Source organism: Streptomyces sp. NPDC048600, from assembly GCF_055587025.1.
The window spans coordinates 210,925-232,063 of the sequence record NZ_JBVJGZ010000006.1; the positions used below are offsets into that span (position 1 = coordinate 210,925).

Annotated in this window: 17 protein-coding genes; 6 read left to right on the top strand and 11 right to left on the bottom strand. The window is 71.9% G+C overall.

Annotated features, from left to right (window positions below; all coding sequences use genetic code 11):
* Positions 1 to 2: 2 nt before the first annotated feature.
* The 3 genes from ACZ6SQ_RS10850 (at position 3) to ACZ6SQ_RS10860 (ending at position 3,748) form a co-directional block, all read left to right on the top strand.
* Positions 3 to 464 (top strand): NUDIX hydrolase, encoded by a 462-nt coding sequence (locus ACZ6SQ_RS10850; RefSeq protein ID WP_469559207.1) that lies wholly within the window; start codon positions 3 to 5, stop codon positions 462 to 464.
* A gap of 210 nt (positions 465 to 674) precedes the next feature.
* Entirely contained in the window at positions 675 to 2,444 is a 1,770-nt protein-coding gene (locus ACZ6SQ_RS10855) for a TIGR03767 family metallophosphoesterase (protein WP_469559210.1), read from the top strand.
* A 122-nt stretch (positions 2,445 to 2,566) separates the two neighbouring features.
* Positions 2,567 to 3,748 carry a serine hydrolase domain-containing protein gene (locus ACZ6SQ_RS10860; protein ID WP_469559213.1) on the top strand — a complete coding sequence of 394 codons (1,182 nt, stop codon included), beginning with the start codon at positions 2,567 to 2,569 and terminating at the stop codon, positions 3,746 to 3,748.
* 152 nt (positions 3,749 to 3,900) lie between these two features.
* On the opposite strand, the gene ACZ6SQ_RS10865 is transcribed toward ACZ6SQ_RS10860, so the two are convergent.
* Together ACZ6SQ_RS10865 and pepN are read right to left on the bottom strand one after the other, a co-directional pair.
* Positions 3,901 to 4,950 carry a hypothetical protein gene (locus tag ACZ6SQ_RS10865; protein WP_469559216.1) on the bottom strand — a complete coding sequence of 350 codons (1,050 nt, stop codon included), beginning with the start codon at positions 4,948 to 4,950 and terminating at the stop codon, positions 3,901 to 3,903.
* A gap of 335 nt (positions 4,951 to 5,285) precedes the next feature.
* Positions 5,286 to 7,871, bottom strand: a complete 2,586-nt coding sequence (pepN, locus tag ACZ6SQ_RS10870) for an aminopeptidase N (RefSeq protein WP_469559219.1) — start codon at positions 7,869 to 7,871, stop codon at positions 5,286 to 5,288.
* Positions 7,872 to 8,053: 182 nt separating this feature from the next.
* On the opposite strand from pepN, the gene ACZ6SQ_RS10875 reads away from it, so the two are divergent.
* Positions 8,054 to 8,716, top strand: coding sequence for a mycothiol-dependent nitroreductase Rv2466c family protein (locus ACZ6SQ_RS10875; RefSeq protein WP_469559221.1), 663 nt, complete (start codon positions 8,054 to 8,056; stop codon positions 8,714 to 8,716).
* 107 nt (positions 8,717 to 8,823) lie between these two features.
* Here ACZ6SQ_RS10875 and ACZ6SQ_RS10880 read toward each other — a convergent pair whose 3' ends face one another.
* The 7 genes from ACZ6SQ_RS10880 to ACZ6SQ_RS10910 all read right to left on the bottom strand — a co-directional run bounded on the left by ACZ6SQ_RS10880 (position 8,824) and on the right by ACZ6SQ_RS10910 (position 15,916).
* Positions 8,824 to 9,465, bottom strand: a complete 642-nt coding sequence (locus ACZ6SQ_RS10880; protein WP_469559224.1) for a superoxide dismutase — start codon at positions 9,463 to 9,465, stop codon at positions 8,824 to 8,826.
* A gap of 182 nt (positions 9,466 to 9,647) precedes the next feature.
* The gene (locus tag ACZ6SQ_RS10885; protein ID WP_469559227.1) at positions 9,648 to 10,538 is read right to left on the bottom strand and encodes a TauD/TfdA dioxygenase family protein; all 891 of its coding nucleotides are present in this window, start codon (positions 10,536 to 10,538) and stop codon (positions 9,648 to 9,650) included.
* 14 nt (positions 10,539 to 10,552) lie between these two features.
* Entirely contained in the window at positions 10,553 to 11,890 is a 1,338-nt protein-coding gene (locus ACZ6SQ_RS10890) for an LLM class flavin-dependent oxidoreductase (RefSeq protein WP_469559229.1), read from the bottom strand.
* Positions 11,890 to 12,621 carry an ABC transporter ATP-binding protein gene (locus tag ACZ6SQ_RS10895; RefSeq protein WP_469559233.1) on the bottom strand — a complete coding sequence of 244 codons (732 nt, stop codon included), beginning with the start codon at positions 12,619 to 12,621 and terminating at the stop codon, positions 11,890 to 11,892. The genes ACZ6SQ_RS10890 and ACZ6SQ_RS10895 overlap by 1 nt, the downstream gene beginning before the upstream one ends.
* Positions 12,597 to 13,448, bottom strand: a complete 852-nt coding sequence (locus tag ACZ6SQ_RS10900) for an ABC transporter permease (protein WP_469559236.1) — start codon at positions 13,446 to 13,448, stop codon at positions 12,597 to 12,599. The genes ACZ6SQ_RS10895 and ACZ6SQ_RS10900 overlap by 25 nt, the downstream gene beginning before the upstream one ends.
* Entirely contained in the window at positions 13,445 to 14,512 is a 1,068-nt protein-coding gene (locus tag ACZ6SQ_RS10905; RefSeq protein WP_469559239.1) for an ABC transporter substrate-binding protein, read from the bottom strand. Before ACZ6SQ_RS10905 ends, ACZ6SQ_RS10900 begins: the two co-directional genes overlap by 4 nt.
* A gap of 204 nt (positions 14,513 to 14,716) precedes the next feature.
* Complete coding sequence (locus ACZ6SQ_RS10910; protein ID WP_469559241.1) at positions 14,717 to 15,916, bottom strand: ROK family protein; 1,200 nt, start codon at positions 15,914 to 15,916, stop codon at positions 14,717 to 14,719.
* A gap of 437 nt (positions 15,917 to 16,353) precedes the next feature.
* Here ACZ6SQ_RS10910 and ACZ6SQ_RS10915 point away from each other — a divergent pair, with 437 nt between their 5' ends.
* A complete protein-coding gene (locus tag ACZ6SQ_RS10915; RefSeq protein ID WP_469559244.1) occupies positions 16,354 to 16,935 on the top strand; it encodes a biotin transporter BioY in 582 nt (193 codons plus the stop codon).
* A gap of 115 nt (positions 16,936 to 17,050) precedes the next feature.
* Here ACZ6SQ_RS10915 and ACZ6SQ_RS10920 read toward each other — a convergent pair whose 3' ends face one another.
* Positions 17,051 to 17,800, bottom strand: coding sequence for a hypothetical protein (locus ACZ6SQ_RS10920; RefSeq protein ID WP_469559247.1), 750 nt, complete (start codon positions 17,798 to 17,800; stop codon positions 17,051 to 17,053).
* Between the two features lie 285 nt (positions 17,801 to 18,085).
* Between ACZ6SQ_RS10920 and ACZ6SQ_RS10925 the strand changes: the two genes are divergently transcribed.
* The gene (locus ACZ6SQ_RS10925; RefSeq protein WP_469559596.1) at positions 18,086 to 19,597 is read left to right on the top strand and encodes a protein kinase domain-containing protein; all 1,512 of its coding nucleotides are present in this window, start codon (positions 18,086 to 18,088) and stop codon (positions 19,595 to 19,597) included.
* 54 nt (positions 19,598 to 19,651) lie between these two features.
* On the opposite strand, the gene ACZ6SQ_RS10930 is transcribed toward ACZ6SQ_RS10925, so the two are convergent.
* Positions 19,652 to 21,115, bottom strand: a complete 1,464-nt coding sequence (locus ACZ6SQ_RS10930; RefSeq protein WP_469559249.1) for an amino acid permease — start codon at positions 21,113 to 21,115, stop codon at positions 19,652 to 19,654.
* Positions 21,116 to 21,139: the final 24 nt, after the last annotated feature.

Below are 21,139 nucleotides of genomic sequence, written 5' to 3' on the forward strand. Positions count from 1 at the left end.
GGATGCGGAGAAAGCTGAGGGTGGCGGCCTACGCCGTATGCGTACGCGACGGACAGCTCCTGCTCGCCCTCTCGCGGAACGACGAGGGCACGCCGGAGTGGGTGCTGCCCGGCGGCGGCACGGAGCACGGCGAGGACCCGTACGACACCGTCCGCCGCGAGGTCACCGAGGAGACCGGCTACCGCATCGAGGTCACCGGTCTCCTCGGCACGCACTCCAACCGCCGCACGCTGCCGCGCCGCGGTCTGCGGCGCGCCGTCGACCACCACGGCGTACGCCTCGTCTACGAGGGCCGGATCAGCGGCGGCGAACTCCGCTTCGAGGAGAACGGCTCCACCGACCTGGCCGCCTGGCACGACCTCGACGCCGTACCCGGACTCACCCGCATCCCGCTCGTCGACATCGCCCTGCGGCTGTGGCGCGAACGCCCGGCCGGGGGACAGGGCAACCACCCCACGAAATGAACTCCGAGTGACCGGTTCCGGGCCGCCGCGCGAGCGGCTCGGGTCCGGCAGGCCGGCGCGTGATCCACGTACGAGATCGGCGCCGCTCGTTGCCGCCGCGTTCACACGCAGGCCATTCCCGATGCCAACGATCCGAAGCGAGCGGGAGGTCCGCCCTGCGGACCACCCCGCGTTCCCTGCCGACGCGTTCGCACTCCGGGAGATCGCGCCATGCCGCGCTCACGCTCCGTCGCCGCCTCCGCCGTCTCCGCCCCGGCGGTCGACCGCCGCACCCTCTTCGCCGCCGCGGGCGCGGTGACCGTGTCCGCGGGCATCGGCTACGCCCTGCGCCCCCTCGACGGCCAGGCCGCCCCCGCCGTACCCGCCCAGCGCGAGGCACCCGTCGCCGCCTCCTCCAGGCGGGCCCCCGCCGCGCCCCTGACCCCGTACACCCGCGGCACCACCGCCGCCGGCGTCGCGGCACCCCGCACCGCGACCGGCTACCGCCGCCTGGGCGACGGACCCGGCTGGAGCCGCGTCGTACGCGAGGAACTGGCCGCGCCCCAGGCCGACCGTGCCGCCCGCCGCACCCCGCTGGCCGCGTTCGTGCAGCTCACCGATCTGCACCTGACCGACGTGCAGCACCCGCTGCGGCTGGAGTTCCTGCGCTCCGCCGACATCCGCGCCTGGCGGCCGCACGAGGCGCTCACCGTGCACGGCGCGGTGTCCCTGGTGGAGCGGGTCAACGCCCTGCGCGGCGGCCCCGTCACCGGCAGCCCGCTGCACTTCGCGATGACCACCGGCGACAACACCGACAACAACTCCCGTACCGAGCTGGACTGGTACCTGACCGTGCTGAACGGCGGCCGCGTCACCCCCGACTCCGGCGACCCACGCCACTACGAGGGCGTCCAGAACAGCGGCCTGAAGCAGTTCTGGCACCCCGACTCCGGCCTGCGCGACACCGACAAGCGGCTCGGCTTCCCGCAGCTGGACGGCTTCCTCGCCGCGGCCCGCCGCCAGGTCCACAGCCCCGGCCTCAACCTGCCCTGGTACTCCACCGTCGGCAACCACGACTCCCTGCCGCTCGGCTGCTACGGCCACGGCGACCCCTACCTCACCGAGTTCGCCGTCGGCGGCAGAAAACTGATGGACCTGCCCGCCGCCGAGGCCCGGCGGCTCCAGGCCGCCATCCGCTCCGCCCGCGACCCGCGCGGCACCGCCTTCCGCGACCTGCTGAAGGCCCACGCCCGTGACCTGCGCCCCGTCACCCCCGACGAGCGCCGCGCCCCCTACACCCAGGCCGAGTACCTCCAGGCCCACCTCGACCCTGCCCGCACCGGCCCCGGACCCGTCGGGCACGGCTACTCCTCGGCCAACCTGGACACGGGCACCCAGTACTACAGCTTCCGCGTCGCCGACGACGTCATCGGCATCAGCCTCGACACCACCGACCCCGGCGGCCACTACGAGGGCTCCATCGGCACCGCCCAACTGCGCTGGCTGGACAGCACCCTGAAGCAGAACGCCGACTCCTGGGCGATCGTCTTCAGCCACCACACCAGCGCGTCCATGGACAACCCCCTGCCGGACCCGGCCCGCCCGCACGAGCGCCGCCACGGCGGGGCCGAACTCGTCGCGCTGCTCGGCCGCCACCGCAATGTGCTGGCCTGGGTCAACGGCCACATCCACCGCAACGAGATCCTCGCCCACCACGCCCCCGACGGCGGCTCCTTCTGGGAGGTCTCCACCGCCTCCCACGTCGACTTCCCGCAGCTCGCCCGGGTCGTCGAGCTGGCCGACAACAAGGACGGCACCCTGTCCCTCTTCACCACCCTGGTGGAGTCCGCGGCCCCCCACCGCACCGACTTCGCCGACCTTTCGCAGACCGGCCTCGCCGCCCTCTACCGGGAGATATCGTTCAACGCCCCCGGCGGCCGCACCGATCTCGCGGGAGCCGCCCGCGACCGCAACACCGAACTGCTCCTGAAAAAGGGCTGAAACCCGCCCAACCGGGCCGGCCCCACGCAACCCTCCCGGCCCGCCCCGGGTTTTCCCCCGCGACCGAGCGATCACCGCCCGCTCCGGCGGGCGGACGAGAAGCGAGACACGGGGAGACACACATGAGCGCACGAGCACGCCGCGTACGGCCCACCCGCGCCCGCGCCCGGGCGACACTGCTCGCGGCCACCGCCCTCGCCCTGACCGCCGCCCTGGCCGGCCCCGCCGTGGCCGCCCCCGACCACGACCGGCCCCGGCACCGGGCCACGTACGACGCAATGCGCGCCGCGGTGAAGGACGGCGTCCCCGGGGTCACCGCGACCGCCAGAGACTCCCGCGGAACCTGGCGCACCACCGTGGGCGTCGGCGACCTGCGCACCGGCGCTCCGCGCTCCACCGCCGACCGCTACCGCGTCGGCAGCATCACCAAGACCTTCGTCTCCACCGTCCTGCTCCAACTGGAGGCGGAGGGACGCCTCTCGCTCGACGACACCGTCGAGAAGTGGCTGCCTGGCCTCGTCCGCGGCAACGGCCACGACGGCTCGAAGATCACCCTGCGCCGGCTCCTCAACCACACCAGCGGCGTCTACAACTTCACGGCCGACAAGGAGTACGGCCGCAAGTACTTCCTCAAGGAAGGCTTCGACCAGCACCGCTACGACAGCACCACCCCTGCCGAGATCGTCGCCGTCGCCATGCGCCACCGGCCCGACTTCGCCCCCGGCACCGGCTGGAGGTACTCCAACACCAACTATGTGTTGGCCGGCATGGTGATCGAGAAGGTGACGGGCCGCCCGTACGGCGCCGAGGTCCGCGACCGGATCATCAGGCCGCTGCACCTCACCGCCACCTCGGTCCCCGGCAACCGCGTCACCGTCCCGCGGCCCAGCAGCCGTGCCTACGGCAAGCTGGCCGAGGAGCCCACCGGTCCCACCTACGACGTCACGGAACTCAACCCCTCCCTCGCCCACGCGGCGGGCGAGATGATCGCGGACTCCGCCGACCTGAACCGCTTCTACCGGGCCCTGCTCACCGGCCGGCTGCTGCCGCCGGAGCAGCTGAAAGAGATGAAGACCACGGTGAAGGCCGACGCCATCCCCGGCGCCGGCTACGGCCTCGGCCTCATCGAGCGCGAACTGAGCTGCGGCGTCCACGTCTGGGGCCACGGCGGAGGCATCCACGGCTCCACCACCGAGGCGGTCACCACCGCCGACGGCCGCCACTCGCTCGCCTTCAACTTCAACGGCGACTGGTCCGGCGACACGGAGGCGGTGATCGAGGCGGAGTTCTGCGGCGGCCGCTGACTGGGAAACGGGGGGCCGGCTTCTGCGGCGGCCGCTGAACGGGAATCGAGAGTCGAGCCCTGCGGCGGCCGCTGAAAGAGAAACGAGGAGGGGCCACCCGGCACGACCCGGTGGCCCCTCCTCTCCCCTCCTGATGCCCGCCCGCTGCCTCGCTAGCGGGGCAGCACCACGACATAGGCGGCCGGTTCCCGGTCGCGGGAGGCCATCAGGGCCGTGCGGACCACCGCGGCCTGCTGCTCGAGGCCGTCGCGCAGCTTCCTCGGCGTGACATGGACGACCGTGATGCCCAGCCGCTCCAGATGCTCCCGCTTACGGGCCGACTCCGACCACATGGCGTCGTCGTCCCGCCGAAGGCCCTGCCGGGCGGCGCGCGTGTCGAGCTCCACCGCGACCGCCTGCTCCGGCCAGAAGGCGTCGACCCCGCCGAGGTGGGGGCCGCCCGGCAGCCGCAGGTCGACGTTCCACAGCGGTTCGGCCAGGCCGTGCTCGCGCACCATGCGGTACAGCCGGTCCTCCGCGACGGCCCGGCCCTCCGCCACCAGGGAGTCCACCGCGTCCACCACGTGCGAACGGCCCAGCAGCCTGGCCTGGTTGAGCTCACGCACCACCGAGGAGGCCTCGCAGTGGCCGCCGCGCACCGCCTCCGTCAGCAGCCGCCGGACCGTGGCCGCGTCCGACAGCTGGGCCACCGCGTCGGCCAGCGCCCGCGGCACCGGCGCGACCGGCAGGCCGGTGACCTGGCAGGGGTCCGGCAGGGCCGGCGTGCGCACCACGCGGGCGCAGCCCGTCGACCGCAGCCGCCGCAGCCGCGGCACCAGCACGTCGATCCGCTCCAGCTGCGGCAGCGGCGGCGCGCAGGCGAACCCGTGCAGGTTCAGCGCCGCCAGCCCCGTGATCATCGCCTCGGGGTACCCGGTCCGCGGCTCCACCGACCCGGGCTGCGCCGGCACGCCCGCCGCCCTGGTCTCCCGGTCGGCGTACATCAGCACCGCGTGCAGCCGTTCCTCGCTGGTGGGGGGTCCGGGGTGGAGCAGGAACACCCCCGGAAGGATCTGCTGCCAGGGCCCGTCGGCCCGGCACCGCGCGGTGAGGTCGGCCGCCGTGATCCCGTGCGCACGCAACTGGGCTGTGCTCAGCACACCGCGGTGCACCTCGGACAGCCGACGCAGGGGGTGGGGGGAGAGCGGGGTGTCGTGGTTCATGCCGTGCAGATTCCCGCCTGCGGAGCGCCTGCGTACCGTTGTTACAAGCCCGTCGACAAAGCCGGACAAGCCTGCACTAAAGGACGGGTGTTCGGATGCCGACAATGCGCGGAAAACCCCTGGTCCCGACATCGGGAACCAGGGGTTACGGTCGTGCGTGCCCGGATTCGGTAACGGTCACCTTCCGCCGAATCCATGGCCAAGGCTCAGGCTCCGGAGCCCCGCCCCCGCGAACGGGGGCGGGCACTCCCGACAGACGCTCGGGCGGCGGGCCCGTCAGCCCTCGGACGGGCTGCCGGGCGTCAGGCCTCGGCCTTCCGGCGGACCACCGCGCCTCAGCCCGCCGCGGCGTCGCACGCCTGCCCGCGCAGCCCGCGCGCCAGGTCGTCCCGGGCCTCCAGCACCAGCCGCCGCAGCGCGGGCGGCGCGTCCTCGTGCTCCGACAGCCAGGCGTCCGTGGCCGCCAGCGTCTCCGGCGTGTCCTGGAGCGACGGGAACAGCCCCTTCACCACGTCCATGCCGATCTGGATCGACCGCTCCGCCCAGATCCGCTCGATCACGGCGAAGTACTTCGCCGCGTACGGCGCGGTCAGCTCCCGCTGCGAGGCCGGGGCGAAGCCCGCGATGGTCGCCTCCACCAGCGCGTTGGACAGCTCGTCCGACTCCACCACCTGCGCCCAGGCCTGCGCCTTGACCGCCGCCACCGGCCGCGAGGCCAGGCAGCGCACCTGATGCCGCTTGCCGGACGCGGTGTCGTCCCGCGAGAGCTCCTCGGCCAGCTCCTTCTCACCGGCCACGTCGTGCACGGCCAGCGCCTGGAGGAACGCCCAGCGCAGCTCCTGGTCGACCTCCAGCCCCGGCAGCGACCGCGTGCCGTCCAGCAGCGCGCTCAACAGCTCGAAGGCGTCCGGGACATCGGCCGCGTGCGCGAAGAACCGCGCCCACGCCAGCTGCTGCTCACTGCCGGCCTCCGCCGCGAACAGCTCGGCCGTGGCGCCCTCGCACAGCTGCCGCCCGGCCTCCTCGCGCCGCTCGGGCGCGACGTAGTGCACCGCCGCCGACTCCGCCCACGCGTGCAGCATCTGCAGGACACCGATGTCGGTCTCCCGCCCCGCGAACCTCAGCACCAGACCGATGAACTCCCGCGCCGGCAGCAGCGCGTCCCGCGTCATGTTCCACAGCGCCGACCAGCACAGCGCCCGCGCCAGCGGATCGGTCATGGAACCGAGACCGTCCCGCAGCGCCGCCAGCGAGGTCTCGTCGAACCGCGTCTTGCAGTACGTCAGGTCGTCGTCGTTGACCAGCACCAGGTCCGGCGCCTCGGCGCCCGCGAGCTCCGCCACCACCGTGCGCGCCCCGTCCACGTCCGTCTCGGCGCGCGCGTACCGCTCCAGCACCGGGCCCCCGGGCCCCTCGCTCCGCCGGTACAGACCGATCGCCACCCGGTGCGGCCGCAGCTCGGGGTAGGCCTCGGCGGCCTCCTGGACCACCGCCAGCTCCTCGACGCGCCCCTCGGGCGTCAGCAGCACCTGCGGGGTCAGCGAGTTCACCCCGGCCGTCTGGAGCCAGGACCGCGCCCAGGCGCCCATGTCCCGCCCGCTGGTCTCCTCCAGCGCCGACAGCAGGTCCCCGAGCCGGGTGTTGCCGTACGCGTGCCGCTTGAAGTACCGCCGGGCACCCTCCAGAAACGCGTCCTGGCCGACGTACGCCACCAGCTGCTTGAGCACGGACGCGCCCTTGGCGTAGGTGATGCCGTCGAAGTTCAGCTTGGCGTCCTGGAGGTCACGGATGTCCGCCGTGACGGGATGCGTGGACGGCAGCTGGTCGGCCCGGTAGGCCCAGGCCTTGCGGCGGTTGGCGAAGGTGATCCAGCCGTCGGTGAAGCGGGTCGCGCCCACCAGCGCGAACGAGCCCATGAAGTCCGCGAACGACTCCTTCAGCCACAGGTCGTCCCACCACTCCATGGTGACCAGGTCGCCGAACCACATGTGCGCCATCTCGTGCAGGATGACGTTGGCCCGCGCCTCGTACGAGGCCTGCGTCACCTTGCCGCGGAAGATGTACTCCTCGCGGAAGGTCACCAGACCCGGGTTCTCCATCGCGCCGAGGTTGTACTCGGGCACGAACGCCTGGTCGTACTTGCCGAACGGGTACGGGTAGTCGAAGTGGTCGTGGAAGAAGTCCAGACCCTGCTTGGTGACCAGGAAGACGTCGTCGGCGTCGAAGTGCGGGGCGAGCCCCTTGCGGCACATCGCGCCGAGCGGGATCTCCAGCGTGGTGCCGTCCTCGAAGGTCCGCGTGTAGCTGTCGGTCACGTAGTGGTACGGCCCCGCCACCACGCAGGTGATGTACGTCGAGATCGGCTTGGTCTCGGCGAACCGCCACACCCCGTCGGCGAGCCTGCCCTCCCCGTTGCTCCACACCGTCCAGCCCTCGGGCGCGCGCACCTCGAAGCGGAACGGGGACTTGAGGTCGGGCTGCTCGAAGTTGGCGAAAACCCGCCGTGAATCGGCCGGCTCGTACTGGGTGTACAGGTACACCTCGCCGTCCTCGGGGTCGACGAAGCGGTGCATTCCCTCACCCGTGCGCGAGTAGGCGCACTGGGCGTCCACGACCAGCTCGTTGTCGGCGGCCAGGTCCTCCAGCGTGATGCGGGACCCGTCGAAGACCTCGCCCGGGTCCAGGTCACGGCCGTTCAGCGAGACGGCCGTCACACTCGGGGCGATGAGGTCGGCGAAGCTGTTGGCGCCGGGCTCGGCGCAGCGGAACCGGATCGTCGTCACGGACCGGAAGGTCCGTGGCCCGTCCCCGCTGTGCTCACCGACGGCGGTTCGCAGGTCGAGCGAGACCTCGTAGCCGTCGACGGACAGCAGCGCGGCCCGCTCGCGGGCCTCGTCGCGGGACAGATTCTCACCGGGCACGGGCGGCACTCCCTCGGGTCGTTACGGATCTACGTCGTCCTCGGCGCCGGTCGTCGTCGGCCGGTCGTCTCGGATGCTGAACAGCACCGATCCTGCCATGCGCCCCTGACGCGGGACAGCCGGGAATGGGGCAGCCGCACCGGGGTGTTGCGAGGTGAGAAGCCCGTACGAGTAGGAGAGCCATGTCCGAGACAGCGCCCGCGCCCGCGAAGACCCCCGTCGACTTCTGGTTCGACCCGCTGTGTCCCTGGGCGTGGATGACCTCGCGCTGGGTGCTGGAGGTCGAGAAGCACCGGGACATCGAGGTCCGCTGGCACATCATGAGCCTCGCCGTCCTGAACGAACCCAAGCTCGACGAACTGCCCGAGGACTACCGGGGGATGCTCGCCACCAAGGCCTGGCAGCCGGTGCGCGTGGTCACCGCCGCCTGGCAGAAGCACGGCGAGGACGTCCTCGGCCCGCTCTACACCGCCCTCGGCACCCGCATCCACAACCAGGGCGAGGGCGCCACCCTCGAGGCCCTCGCCGGCGCGCTCGCCGACGCGGGGCTCCCCGCCGACCTGATCGAGTACGCCGATCAGGAGAACTTCGAGTTCGACGCCGAGCTGCGCGCCTCCCACAAGGAGGGCATCGACAAGGTCGGCCAGGACGTCGGCACCCCGGTCATCGCCCTGCCCGGCCCGAACGGCGAGCAGATAGCGTTCTTCGGCCCGGTCGTCACCCCCGCCCCCAAGGGTGAGGACGCGGTCCGTCTGTGGGACGGCGCGGTGGCGGTCGCCTCGGTGCCAGGCTTCTACGAGATCAAGCGGACCCGTACCAAGGGCCCGGATTTCAGCAACCTCTGACCCGGAGCCGGGAGGGCCCCCGCGAGTCCTGTCCTCGCGGGGGCCCTCCCTTTTCCACGCGCCTGCCCGATCAGCGGTGAGAAGACGATCACGAGCAGGACGTCTCGTCAGGGCGCGAGCAGCAGGACGTCCCCGCGCTCCCTGGCGGAGGCGTAGCGCCTGGCCACGTCCTGCCAGTCGACGACCGCCCACATCGCGTCGATGAAGTCGACCTTCTGGTTCCGGTACTGGAGATAGAAGGCGTGCTCCCAGGCGTCGAAGACCAGGATCGGGGTGGAGCCCTGGCCGACATTGCCCTGGTGGTCGTAGACCTGCTCGACGATGAGGCGGCCGCTGAGCGGCTCGTACGCCAGCACGCCCCAGCCCGAGCCCTGGGTGGTGGCGGCGGCCTTGGTCAGCTGGGCCTTGAAGGCCGCGAACGACCCGAAGGACTCGGCGATGGCGTCCGCGAGCTCGCCCACGCCGTCCTTCTCCAGCGGCTCACCGCCGCCGTCACCGGTCATGTTGTGCCAGTAGATCGAGTGCAGGATGTGGCCGGAGAGGTGGAAGGCCAGGTTCTTCTCCAGGCCGTTGATCGAGCCCCACGCGTCCTTGTCCCGCGCCTCGGCGAGCTGCTCCAGGGTGTCGTTGGCGCCCTTCACATACGCCGCGTGGTGCTTGTCGTGGTGCAGCTCGATGATCTCCGGGCTGATCACGGGCGCCAGCGCGGAGTAGTCGTACGGCAGTTCAGGCAGCGTGTACACGGGCATGAGGGCCCCCTCCGACCTCTTATTGCAAGTATTTCGCAACAACAAGCTAACAGCAAAAAGCCCCCGGGTGGATCACCCGGGGGCTTTCGAGCCGAAGCGGCGGGTCCGCGGTGGGCCAGGCGTGCGGCGGGGTGTCAGCCCCCGGCCGTGCGGGCCCGCTGCCAGGCGTACCCGACGGCCGGTTACCCCGCGACGGCCGTGTAGTGCGCCGCGTCGCCCTCGATCGAGCGGCTCTCCTCGCCCCCGATGCCGACCGGCACGTCACCGGCGACCGTCACCCGGTGCAGCCGGCGCGGCAGACCGTCGTAGTTGTCGATGGCGTAGTGCTGGGTGATGCGGTTGTCGAACAGCACCAGCTGCTCCGGCGACCAGCGGTGCCGCAGGACGTTCTCCGGCCGGGTGACGTACGCCTGGAGCAGGTCGAGGATCCTGCGGGACTCGCCCACCGACAGGCCGACGATCCGCTGGGCGAACCCGCCGATGAACAGCCCCCGCTCGCTGGTGAGCGGATGGACGCGGACCACCGGGTGCGCGGTGCGGTACGTGATCGACGTGAACTGGGCGCGCTGGGCGGCCCGGTCCTCGTCCACGTCCTCCTCGGGCACCGCGTAGTCGTAGTCGTTGGTGTGCTCCGCCCACAGGGTGTCCGCCAGCTTCCGCAGCGGTTCGGGCAGGTCGCGGTAGGCGGCGGCCGCGTTCGCGATCAGTGTCTCGCCGCCGTAGGGCGGGACCGTGATGCTGCGCAGGGTGCTGGCCTGCGGCGGGTTGAGGACGAAGGTGACGTCCGTGTGCCAGTGGTTGGCGCGGCCGGCCTCGCTGTCGACGGGCAGCACGTTCGGCGCGCCGTCGACGGCCGGCACGGTCGGGTGGGCGGTGGTCAGCTCGCCGAAGTGCCGGGCGAAGGCCTGCTGGCCCTCGTCGTCCAGGCCGGCCGCGTCGAACACGAGCGCCTTGTGGACGTTCAGCGCCTCCCGGATCGCGGTGACGGTCTTCTCCTCCAGCGGCCCGGTGAGGTCGACGCCGGTGACCTCGGCGCCGATACGGGCGGTGACCTTGCGGATGTCGATGCTCATGGGGACGGTTCCTTTCAGACGAGGGAGTCGGCGAGGGTGTGCTGGTTGGCGGGGCGGGGCAGGCCGTAGCGGTCGCGCAGGGTGCGGCGCGGGCCGTACTCGGTGCGCAGCAGGCCGCGGGCGCGCAGCAGCGGGACGACCTGGTCGACGAAGGTGTCCAGGCCGGAGGGCAGCACGGCGGGCATGATGTTGAATCCGTCGGCGGCGCCCCGGGTGAACCAGGTCTCGATGGTGTCGGCGACCTGGTCGGGCGTGCCCGCGAAGGTGAGGTGGCCGCGTCCGCCGCCGAGCCGTCCGATCAGCTGCCGTACGGTCAGCCGCTCGCGCCGGGCCAGCTCCACCACGAGGGTGTAGCGGCTGCGGGCGCCCTCGATCGCGGAGTCGGGGGGCAGGTCGCCGGGCAGCCGGCCGTCCAGCTCCAGGGTTCCGGCGGGCAGGTTCAGCAGCCGCTCCAGGTTGGTCACGCCGTGCGTGTGCACGATGTGGTCCTCCAGCACCTGCTCCTGGGCGCGCGCCTCGGCCTCGGTGGAGCCGACCACCGGGACGATGCCGGGGAGCACCTTGACGTGGTCCGGGTCGCGGCCCGCGCCCGCCGTGCGGGACTTGAGGTCGGCGTAGAAGGCCTGGGCGTCCTCGATCGTCTGCTGCGCGGTGAACACCGCCTCCGCGTAGCGGGCGGCGAAGTCCTTGCCGTCCTCCGAGGAGCCCGCCTGCACCAGCAGCGGGTACCCCTGGGGGGAGCGCGGCACGTTGAGGGCTCCCTCGACGCTGAAGTAGGTGCCCTTGTGGCGTGGCGGATGGATGCGGTCGTCGTCGCCCCACACGCCCGCCGCCTTGTCGGCGACGATCGCGTCGTCCTCCCAGCTGTCCCACAGCTTCAGCGACACGTCGAGGAACTCCGCGGCGCGCGCGTACCGTTCGGCGTGCGCGGGCTCGGCGTCCAGGCCGAAGTTGCGGGCCGCGTCCGCCCCGGCGGTGGTGACGATGTTCCAGCCGGCCCGGCCGCCGCTGACGATGTCCAGGGAGGCGAACCTGCGGGCCAGGTTGTAGGGCGAGTTGTACGAGGTGGACGCGGTGGCGATCAGCCCGATGTGCTCGGTGGCCGTCGCGAGCGCGGTCAGCAGCGTGAGCGGCTCCAGCGCGCCGGCCGGCCGCTGGCCCACACTGCCCCACAGGTGCGGCCCGTCGGCGAGGAACAGCGAGTCGAAGGTGCCCCGCTCGGCGATCCGCGCGAGACGTATGTAGTGCGCCAGGTCGACATGGGCGTAGGGATCGCTCTCCGGGAGCCGCCAGGACGCCTCGTGGTGGCCGGTGCTCATCAGGAACGCGTTGAGATGCAGCTGTCTGGTCATCAGTGGTCCTCCGTGACACCCAGGGCGGCCAGCAGCCGCTCCCGGTACTCGCCGAGCCGTGGATCGCGGTACGAGCGCGGATGCGGGCGCTCGATGGTCAGGTCGAGGCCGATGCGGCCGCCGTCGAGCACGAGCACGCGGTCGGCGAGCACGATCGCCTCGTCCACGTCGTGCGTGACCAGCAGCACCGAGGGCTTGTGGCGTTCCCACAGCTCCCGCAGCAGGCCGTGCATCCGGATGCGGGTGAGCGCGTCGAGAGCCCCGAACGGCTCGTCCGCCAGCAGCAGTTCGGGCTCGCGCACCAGCGACCGGGCGAGCGCGGCGCGCTGTGCCTCACCGCCGGACAGCTCGTTCGGCCAGGCCCGCTCGCGTCCCTTCAGCCCGACCTCGTCGAGGGCCGCGCGCCCCTTGTCCGCGGCGTCCGCGCCCTCGGTGCCCAGCAGAACGTTGTCCAGCACCCGGCGCCAGGGCAGCAGCCGGGAGTCCTGGAACACCACGGAGACCCGCTCAGGGGCGGTGAGCTGTCCGCTCCCGGTCACCTCGTGGTCCAGTCCCGCGACGGCCCGCAGCAGCGTGGACTTGCCGGAGCCGCTGTGCCCGAGCAGGGCGACGAACTGCCCGGCCGGGATGTCCAGGTCGATGCCGTCGAGCACCGTCCGTCCGGCGAAGGACCTGGTCAGGCCGCGCAACTGGACGGCGGGACGGGTCAGCTGCTCAGTGTGCGTCGCCATGACAGCACCCTCCGTTCGATGAGGCGGACCGCACTGTCGGAGGCGAGGCCGAAGATCCCGTAGACGACCAGGCCGACGAGGATGACGTCCGACTGGCCGTAGTTCTGGGCCTGGAACATCATGTAGCCGAGTCCGCTGGTGGCGTTGATCTGCTCCAGCACCACCAGGCCGAGCCAGGAGCCGGTGACGCCGAGCCGGAGTCCCACGAAGAATCCGGGCAGTGCGCCGGGGACGACGATCTGGCGGATGAACTGGAAGCGATTCAGCCCCTGTACTTCGGCGAGTTCGACGAACCGGCTGTCGATGCCGGACAGTGCGGCGTGCGTGTTGAGGTAGATCGGTATGTAGACGACGATCGCGATGATGGCGATCTTGAAGGTCTCGCCGATGCCCAGCCAGAGGATGAACAGCGGGATCAGACCGAGGGTGGGGATGGCCCGGTTGAGGTTGACCGTCCCGTCGATCAGCGCCTCCCCGACCCGGCTCAGCCCGGACGCCAGGGCCAGCGCGACACCCGCGGCGAGTCCGATGGCGAACCCGGAGGCGGCCCGCTGGAGCGAGGTCAGCACGTCGTCGGTCAGGGTGCCGTCGGTCCACAGCCGGGCCCCGGTCTCCACCACCGTCCAGGGGGCCGGGACCGCTCCCGGGTCCAACTGCCCGGCGGCCGAGGCCGCGGCCCACAGGGCGAGCAGCAGCAGGGGGCCGACCAGCCGTGCGGCGGGCAGGCTCTTGCCGGGGGAGAGACCACGGCGACGCCTGCGGGTGCTCGTCGGTGTCTCTTCGGCTGCGGGCGCGGGCGTCGTCGTGAGCGTGGTCGCGGCGCTCACTTCCGGTACTCCGCTGTCACGGACCGCGCGGCGATGGCCTCGAAACGGTGGTCGAACAGCGAGGAGACGTCGAACTTCTTCACGAAGCCGCCCTCCGCCAGCAGATCGGCGGTCTCCTGCTCCCAGCGGATGGCCTCGGTCCAACTGGGCGGGAACAGCGGCTTGTTGGCGAGATCGCTGATGCTCTTGGCCTGCTGGGCGGTGAGGTTCTGCGTCTTGACGTAGAACTCCTCGTTCCAGATGCCGGGGTTCTCGTACGCCCAGACGGTGCCCCTGGCCCAGTGCGGGATGTACGCGGCGACCGCGGCAGCCTTGGCGGGGTCGTTCAGCACGGCGGCCGGCGCCCACAGCAGGTTGAGCAGGTCGACCACGTCGGTGGTGATGATCCGGGCGCCCTTGGACTCGTACTGCGCCAGATAGGCGGGCGACTGGGTGTTGCCGAGCGGCGCGATGTCGACCTGGCCGGACTGCAGCGCGGTGAGGAACTGGTTGCTGGTCAGCGGCACCAGCTGGACGTCGTCGTAGGCCAGGCCGGCCTTCTTCAGCGCCCGCAGCAGGACCACTCCCTGGGCCTGGCCCTGGGAGAAGGCGAGTTTGCGGCCCTTGAAGTCGGCCACGGTGCGGAGGTCGCTGCCGGGCTTGGTGGCGAAGACGTAGTTGGGCCTGCGGGTGATGTTGATCGCGACGATCTTCGCGTCGAAGCCCTGGTAGTGCGCCTGGATCGGCGGGATGCCCGCGTTGTTCGCGAGGTCCAGGGAGTTGGCGCGGAAGGCGTTGATGACATCGGGCCCGGCCGCGACGTTCACCCAGCTGGACACCTCGAAGGGCAGCTCGCCGAGCTTCGCCAGCTCGAACTGGAGCTGCTGGGTGCCCTGGAAGGAGCTGACCTTCAGGCTGGTGCCCGCCGGGACCTTGTCGGCGAGCGGGGCCGTGGAGGAGCCCTTCGAGGCGGTGGCTGCGCTGCTCTCGGCGCAGCCGCTCAGCCCGGCGACCGCCGCGGCGGCACCGAGCGCGGAGGTCAGGAAGAGGCGGCGATCGAGGCCGGACAGGGTGGGAGAAGGCATGGCGGACTCCTTTGTGCATGGAGTGAGAAACGCAGGAGAAAATACGGACGCGGACGGCCCGAAAGGGAAATTCACGCAACAGGAAATGAGCGCTTCACACGGGGCAACGTGTCAGCAACAAGAGGCACAACAGTGCAGGCGAACGCTCATGAACAGGATGTTCCTTGCTTTCACCGGCCGCTGTCAACATTCGGAGTTTCTGAATTAATTCGTCTCGGGCGACACGGTCAGCGGGTCTCGATAAAGGGCGTCGAGAATCACCGAGCCGCCCGCCACGGCCAGCACGGATCGTGGAAAGCTGGTCGGGAGCACGGCGGCCGCACGCTCCGGCCCGGCCTCCTCGCGCAGGGCCGCCAGACAGTCCTCGCGGTGCATCACGCCGACCTCGGTGACGACGACCGTCTCCGGGTTGAGCACGTCCAGCAGCAGTCCCGCGGCACGCCCCACCAGCCGGGCCCGCCGCACCAGCAGCCCGGCCGCCACCCCGTCGCCGGCGGCCGCCGCGGCCACCACGCGCATCGGGTTCGTGCCCGCCGCGACCCCGGCCGCACGCGCCCGGCGGCACAGCGTCCGCTCGCTCAACTCGGCCTGGAGGCAGCCGGTCCGGCCGCACTCGCACGGCTCCGTGCCGCCGGGCAGCGGCAGATGGGCGATCGCCCCGGCCTGGGAGCGCGGGCCGTGGTGCACCTCGTCATGGGTGGCGAACGCCGCGTCCACCATGTTGCCGGCGAACAGATGCAGCAGACTGCGGCTGCCGCGGGCCCGGCCGAACAGCCGCTCGCCGTCGACCAGCGCCCGCGCGTGCCCGTCCACCCGGACCGGCAGCCCGGTCAGCGCGCCGAGCCGCTCCCGTACCGGCACGTCCCGCCAGCCCAGCAGCGGATGGTCGACGACCGTACCCGCCTGCCGGTCCACCCAGCCGCCCACCGCCACCCCGACGCCCAGCGGCCGGGTGCCCGGCGCCCCGGCGAACAGGGCCGCGAGCGCGGTGGCGGCCCGCGCCAGCACACGGGAGGGCTCGGTGCTCTCGTGCGGCAGCTCCCGCTCGGCCAGTACCCGGCCGCGCAGGTCCAGCAGGGCGACGGTGGTGTAGGGCACGGCGATGTGCACCCCGGCCACCAGGAACCGCGAGAGGTCGAGGTCGACCGGCACATGCGGCCGCCCGGCCCCCCGGGTGCGGGGCGGGGCCACCGTCTCGCGCAGCAGGCCCAGTTCGGCGAACCGGGCGCAGTAGTCCGTCACCGACGCCGGGGACAGCCCGGTCAGCCGGGCGACGGTGCTGCGGGCCACCGGCCCGTGCTCCAGCACCGAGCGGAGCACGACGCTGGCACTGGTGCGCCGCCGGTCGCTGTCGGCGGCGCGGGGCACGGGGGAGACGCGGGCGGGTGCCGCGGTACGGGGCATGACAGTTCCTCAGGGGCCGGTCCGACACTGTGCCGTGCACCGGGCGAGGAGAAGCCGAAGCGGTCGGTGCCGCCTCACCCGGGGAGTCGGCGACAGGTGGCCGTGCCCTGGCGGCGCAGGTCGACATAGCGACGCGACGTGAGGTTCCGAGCCTGGGCGACCATGGCTGGAAGGGTAGGCCCTGTCCGCCGCGTCCGGCCAGGGCGTGACATGGTGTTTGGTGAGTCTCTACATAAACCTGAAACACTCCGCGTGTGACCGGATCGCCACTGCCTCAGTGACTGTCATCACCTCCACTCGCATGTACAGGGCATCCTTTGTCGGGACTCCACCAAGCCCGCCCTCCGGCCTTTGTCGATCACTGACGGTGATCGACTCCGGGGCGCTGGGATAGCGTCACGACGTCCCCAACTGCCCCCACTCTTCGCGGAGTCCCCATGAGCACCGCTGCCGCCGCCCCTGTCCGCCCCGGGCAGGTCCTCGCCGACCTGCTGCCGGCCTCGCGCGTCCGTGACATCGCGCTCGTCGTCGTCGGCGCCGCGCTGACCGGTCTCGCGGCGCAGATCGCGGTGCCCGTGCCCGGCTCCCCGGTCCCGGTGACCGGCCAGACCTTCGCCGCGCTGCTCGTCGGCACGACCCTGGGCGCGGGTCGCGGCTTCCTCTCGCTCGCGCTGTACGCGCTGGCGGGCATCGCGGGTGTGCCGTGGTTCGCAGGGGCCACCTCGGGCGGCACCGCCCCCTCCTTCGGCTACATCCTCGGCATGATCCTGGCCTCCACCGTCGTGGGCGCGCTCGCCCGCCGCGGCGCCGACCGCAGCGTGCCGCGCACGGCCGCCGCGATGCTGCTGGGCGAGGCGGTCGTCTACGCCGTCGGCGTGCCCTACCTCGCCCTCGCCACCGGCATGTCCGCCTCGGCCGCGATCGCCGCGGGCCTCACGCCGTTCCTGCTGGGTGACGCCCTCAAGGCCGCCCTCGCGATGGGCCTGCTGCCGACCGCCTGGAAGCTCGTCAAGCGCTGAACGACCGCCGTACGCGGACGAAGAGGCCCGCCGGACCTCCCGGCGGGCCTCTTCGCGTCCCGGAGGCGATGCCGCACCTGCCGGGCGTCCCGTCGCTCACCGATCCACGGCGGGCTCACGCGCCCCGGGCGGCCTCGCGCGGCCGGCGTGACCACCACAGGCCCGCCGCGCCCGCGGTGAGCAGTCCCGCGCCCGCCGCGCCGAGCGGCAGCACCTCGCGACCGGCCGCCCCGGTCCTCGGCAGTTCGCCGCCGCCCGCCCCCGGCGTGTCGCCGCCCGGCGCCACCGGCTGGTTGTCGGTGCCGAGCAGCAGCGGTGTGGTGGGCGCGTTCGGCGAGGGGTTCGTCGTGCCGAACGGCACCGGCCCCTGCTGCCAGTAGGTCTTGGCGCCGTCGGCGGTCTGCACCGGCAGACAGATCTTCCCGGCCCTGCCGAGGTCGAACGTCGCGTCCACGGCGTACGACTTGGAGGCGCCCGCCGCGAGATTCCCCACGGCACAGCTGAAACCGCTGTTCGAACCCTTCGGCAGATCGCCTTCCGGAATGGCCGAACAGCCTTTCACTCCTTTCACTTCGAGGCCGTCGAAACCGACGACCAGAAGCCTGATGTCACCGCTTTCCGCGGTTCCGCCGTTCTTGACGGTTGCGGTGATCGCGGTTTTCTTCGAACTGTTGTCGACGGAGATCTTCTCCGGCAGCAGAGTCGTCAACCCGACGCCCTCCGGTGCCGTGTCGACCGCCTTTCCCCCCTTGTCGCTGCCCGGACCCTGGTCGTCCGCGGCGGCGTTCGGGGAAAGCATCATCACCGCCGAGAAAGCTGCTGTGACCAGCGATCCCGCGATGACGGTCGTGCGACGAGAACTCATGTTCGCCCCCCTTGCCCGTGCCTGAAACAGGCTCACTCGAAGAGGTACCACAAGATTTCCGCACCCTTGGCTGATATGCCTCCATGTGTGACCGTAGTGTTTCAATAGGGGCTGTGCGAGGCGTCGTTGAGGGGGTGCAGCGAATTGCCGGGAAACACGGGAGACCTGGGAGATCCGGGAGACGCGGGAATCACGGGAACCGCGGGGAATGCGAGGCGCGGCGGTCTTCCCGGACTGCTGGTCGGCGGCCGTTACCGGCTGGTGGAATCCATCGGCCAGGGCGGAATGGGACGGGTGTGGCGGGCGGCCGACGACATGCTCGACCGGACCGTCGCGGTCAAGGAGATCCGGATCGACGGCCGGGCCCCCGACGACCCCGAGGACGCCCGCACCCGCCGCGAGCGCACCCTGCGCGAGGCCCGGGCCACCGCCCGCATCGACCACCTCAACGTGGTGCGGGTGTACGACGTCGTGGACGACGGCGAACGCCTCTGGATCGTCATGGAGCTGGTGACCGGCCGCTCCCTGGAGCGGATCACCGCCGAGGACGGTCCGCTGCACCCGGGGGAGGCCGCCCGCATCGGACTGGGTCTGGTCGCCGCGCTGCGCCAGGTGCACGAACGGGGCGTCCTGCACCGCGACATCAAACCCGGGAACGTCCTGATCGAGGCCCCCGGACAGCGCGTGGTCCTCACCGACTTCGGCATCGCGGCGATCCAGGACGCCAAGGCGCTCACCATGGTCGGCATGCTCGTCGGCTCGCCCGACTACATGGCCCCCGAGCGGGTCTCGGGCCGCCCCCAGGGCCCGCCGTCGGACCTGTGGTCCCTCGGCGCCACCCTCGCGGCGGCCCTCAGCGGCCGCTCCCCCTTCTCCCGCGGCACCACCCTGGCCACCCTGCACGCCGTGCTCTACGAGGAGCCCGAGATCCCGGCCGCCGCGGGCCCGTTGCACCCCCTGCTGACCGCGCTGCTGGCCAAGGACCCGCAGGCCCGGCCCGCGCTGGACGCCCTGGAGGCGGCACTGCGGCCGATCGCACACCCGGAGCCGGCGCCGACGGTGACGCTGCTCCGGCCCGCACCGCGCCCGCCGCACCCTCGGCCGCAACCCGGACCGCACCAGCGGCCGGAACCACCCGCGCCCCCACCGCCGCGGCCGCCCGGCCCCGGTCCGCGGTGGCACCGCCGCCGTACCGCTCTGGCCGCCGCGGCCGGGGTCGCGGCGGTGGGGGCTGTCGTCGCCGTCGTGCTCGCCACGGCGGCGACGACGGCCAGATCGCCGCGGGACGACGACGGCGACCGGGCGGGCGGCGGCAGCGACGGCTCCTCGCCCACCGTGACGGCCACCGTGGAGGGCACCTACCGGCCGCCGAGCCTGCCCCCGGGTACCCGTCAGGAGGCGGGCGGCTACGCCTGGGCCACACCCGAGGGCTGGCGGCGGGACGTGAAGACGGGCGCGGAGGTGCACTACACCTCGCCCGACGGCGCCCAGGAACTCGTCGCCAAGTCCTCCCTGGCCCGCGGCGACCTCATGGAGACCTGGAGGACCTCGGAGGAGAACGCCCACCAGGGCCGGGACTACCGCAAGATCCGCCTGGAGGAGACCACGTTCCGCGGCGGGCCGGCCGTCGTGTGGGAGTACACCTTCACGCTGGAGGGCGTCGCCTGGCACGCCCGGCTGCTCGGGTTCAACGTCGACGGCAAGTCCTACCAGGTCAACACCTGGTACCAGCCGGCGATCGAGGAGCAGGCGCTCGCCACGTACGAGGACGTCAAGAAGAGCTTCACGGTCCTCTGAGAACGCCGAAGGGCCCCGCGGCAGCTCTGCCGCGGGGCCCCGTGAGGCGGGAGATCAGCCGGTCGTGACCTTGTCCGCCGGCTCGGCCGGGGCCGCCTCGGCGGCGGCCGGACGCCCGGCGCCGGTCCGCTGCCGGATCACGGCGATCACCAGCACGACCGCGGCGACCATCAGCGACAGCAGCACCGTCTCGCGGCCGTTGTGCTCGGTGTCGGTGAGCATGTAGCCGAGGACGAAGACGATCAGTGCGGCCGCGGCCCAGGTCAGGTACGGGTACAGCCACATCTTCACGACGAGCTTCTCCGGCGACTCGGCCTGGATGATCTTCCGCATGCGCAGCTGCGAGAAGCAGATCACCAGCCACACGAACAGCGCGACCGCGCCGGAGGAGTTGACCAGGAAGAGGAAGACGGAGTCCGGGAACTTGTAGTTGAAGAACACCGCGACGAAGCCGAACACCACGGAGACCAGGATGGCCGTGCGCGGCACACCGTTGGCCGTGGTCCTCGCGAAGGCCTTCGGCGCGTCACCGCGCTGGCCCAGCGAGAAGGCCATGCGGGAGGCGGTGTACAGACCGGAGTTGAGACAGGACAGCACCGAGGTCAGCACGATGAAGTTCATGATCTCGCCGGCGTGCGCGATGCCCAGGGAGTCCAGCGCGGCGACGTAGGAGCCGTCCTCCTTGATGGCCGGGTCGTTCCACGGCAGCAGGGAGACCACGACGAGGATCGAGCCGAGGTAGAAGACGGCGATACGCCAGATGATGCTGTTGGTGGACTTGGTGACCGCGCGCTGCGGGTCCTCGGACTCGCCGGCGGCCAGTGTGGCGATCTCGCTGCCCATGAAGGAGAAGACGACCAGCAGCACACCGGTCAGGATCGCGCCGGGCCCGTGGGGCAGGAAGCCGCCGTGCTCGGTGAGGTTGGACAGTCCTGCCTTGTCGGCCTCGACACCGGGCAGCACACCGAAGATCGCGAGGCCGCCGACGACGATGAACGCGGCGATGGCGACGACCTTGATACCGGCGAACCAGAACTCGAACTCACCGTAGGAGCCGACGGAGACCAGGTTGGTGGCGGTCAGCACGACCATCACGATCAGCGCCCAGGCCCACTGCGGGACGGCGGGGATCCATCCCTCCAGGATCGCGGCGCCCGCGGTCGCCTCGACGGCGAGCACGACGACCCAGAAGAACCAGTACAGCCAGCCGATGGAGAACCCGGCCCAGCGGCCGAGCGCCCGGTCGGCGTGAGCGGAGAAGGAACCCGACGACGGGTTGGCCGCGGACATCTCGCCGAGCATCCGCATCACCAGCACCACGAGCGTGCCGACGAGCGCGTACGAGAGCAGGATGCCGGGGCCGGCGGTGGCGATGCCGGAGCTGGAGCCCACGAACAGACCGGCACCGATCACACCGCCGATGGCGATCATGGAGAGGTGCCGGTTCTTCAGCCCCGCCTGAAGACCGGAACCGGGATCGCCGGTTCCGGTCTTTGTCGGGTTCGGCTGCGAGGTCATTGGATGGATTTCCTTTGCGCCGGG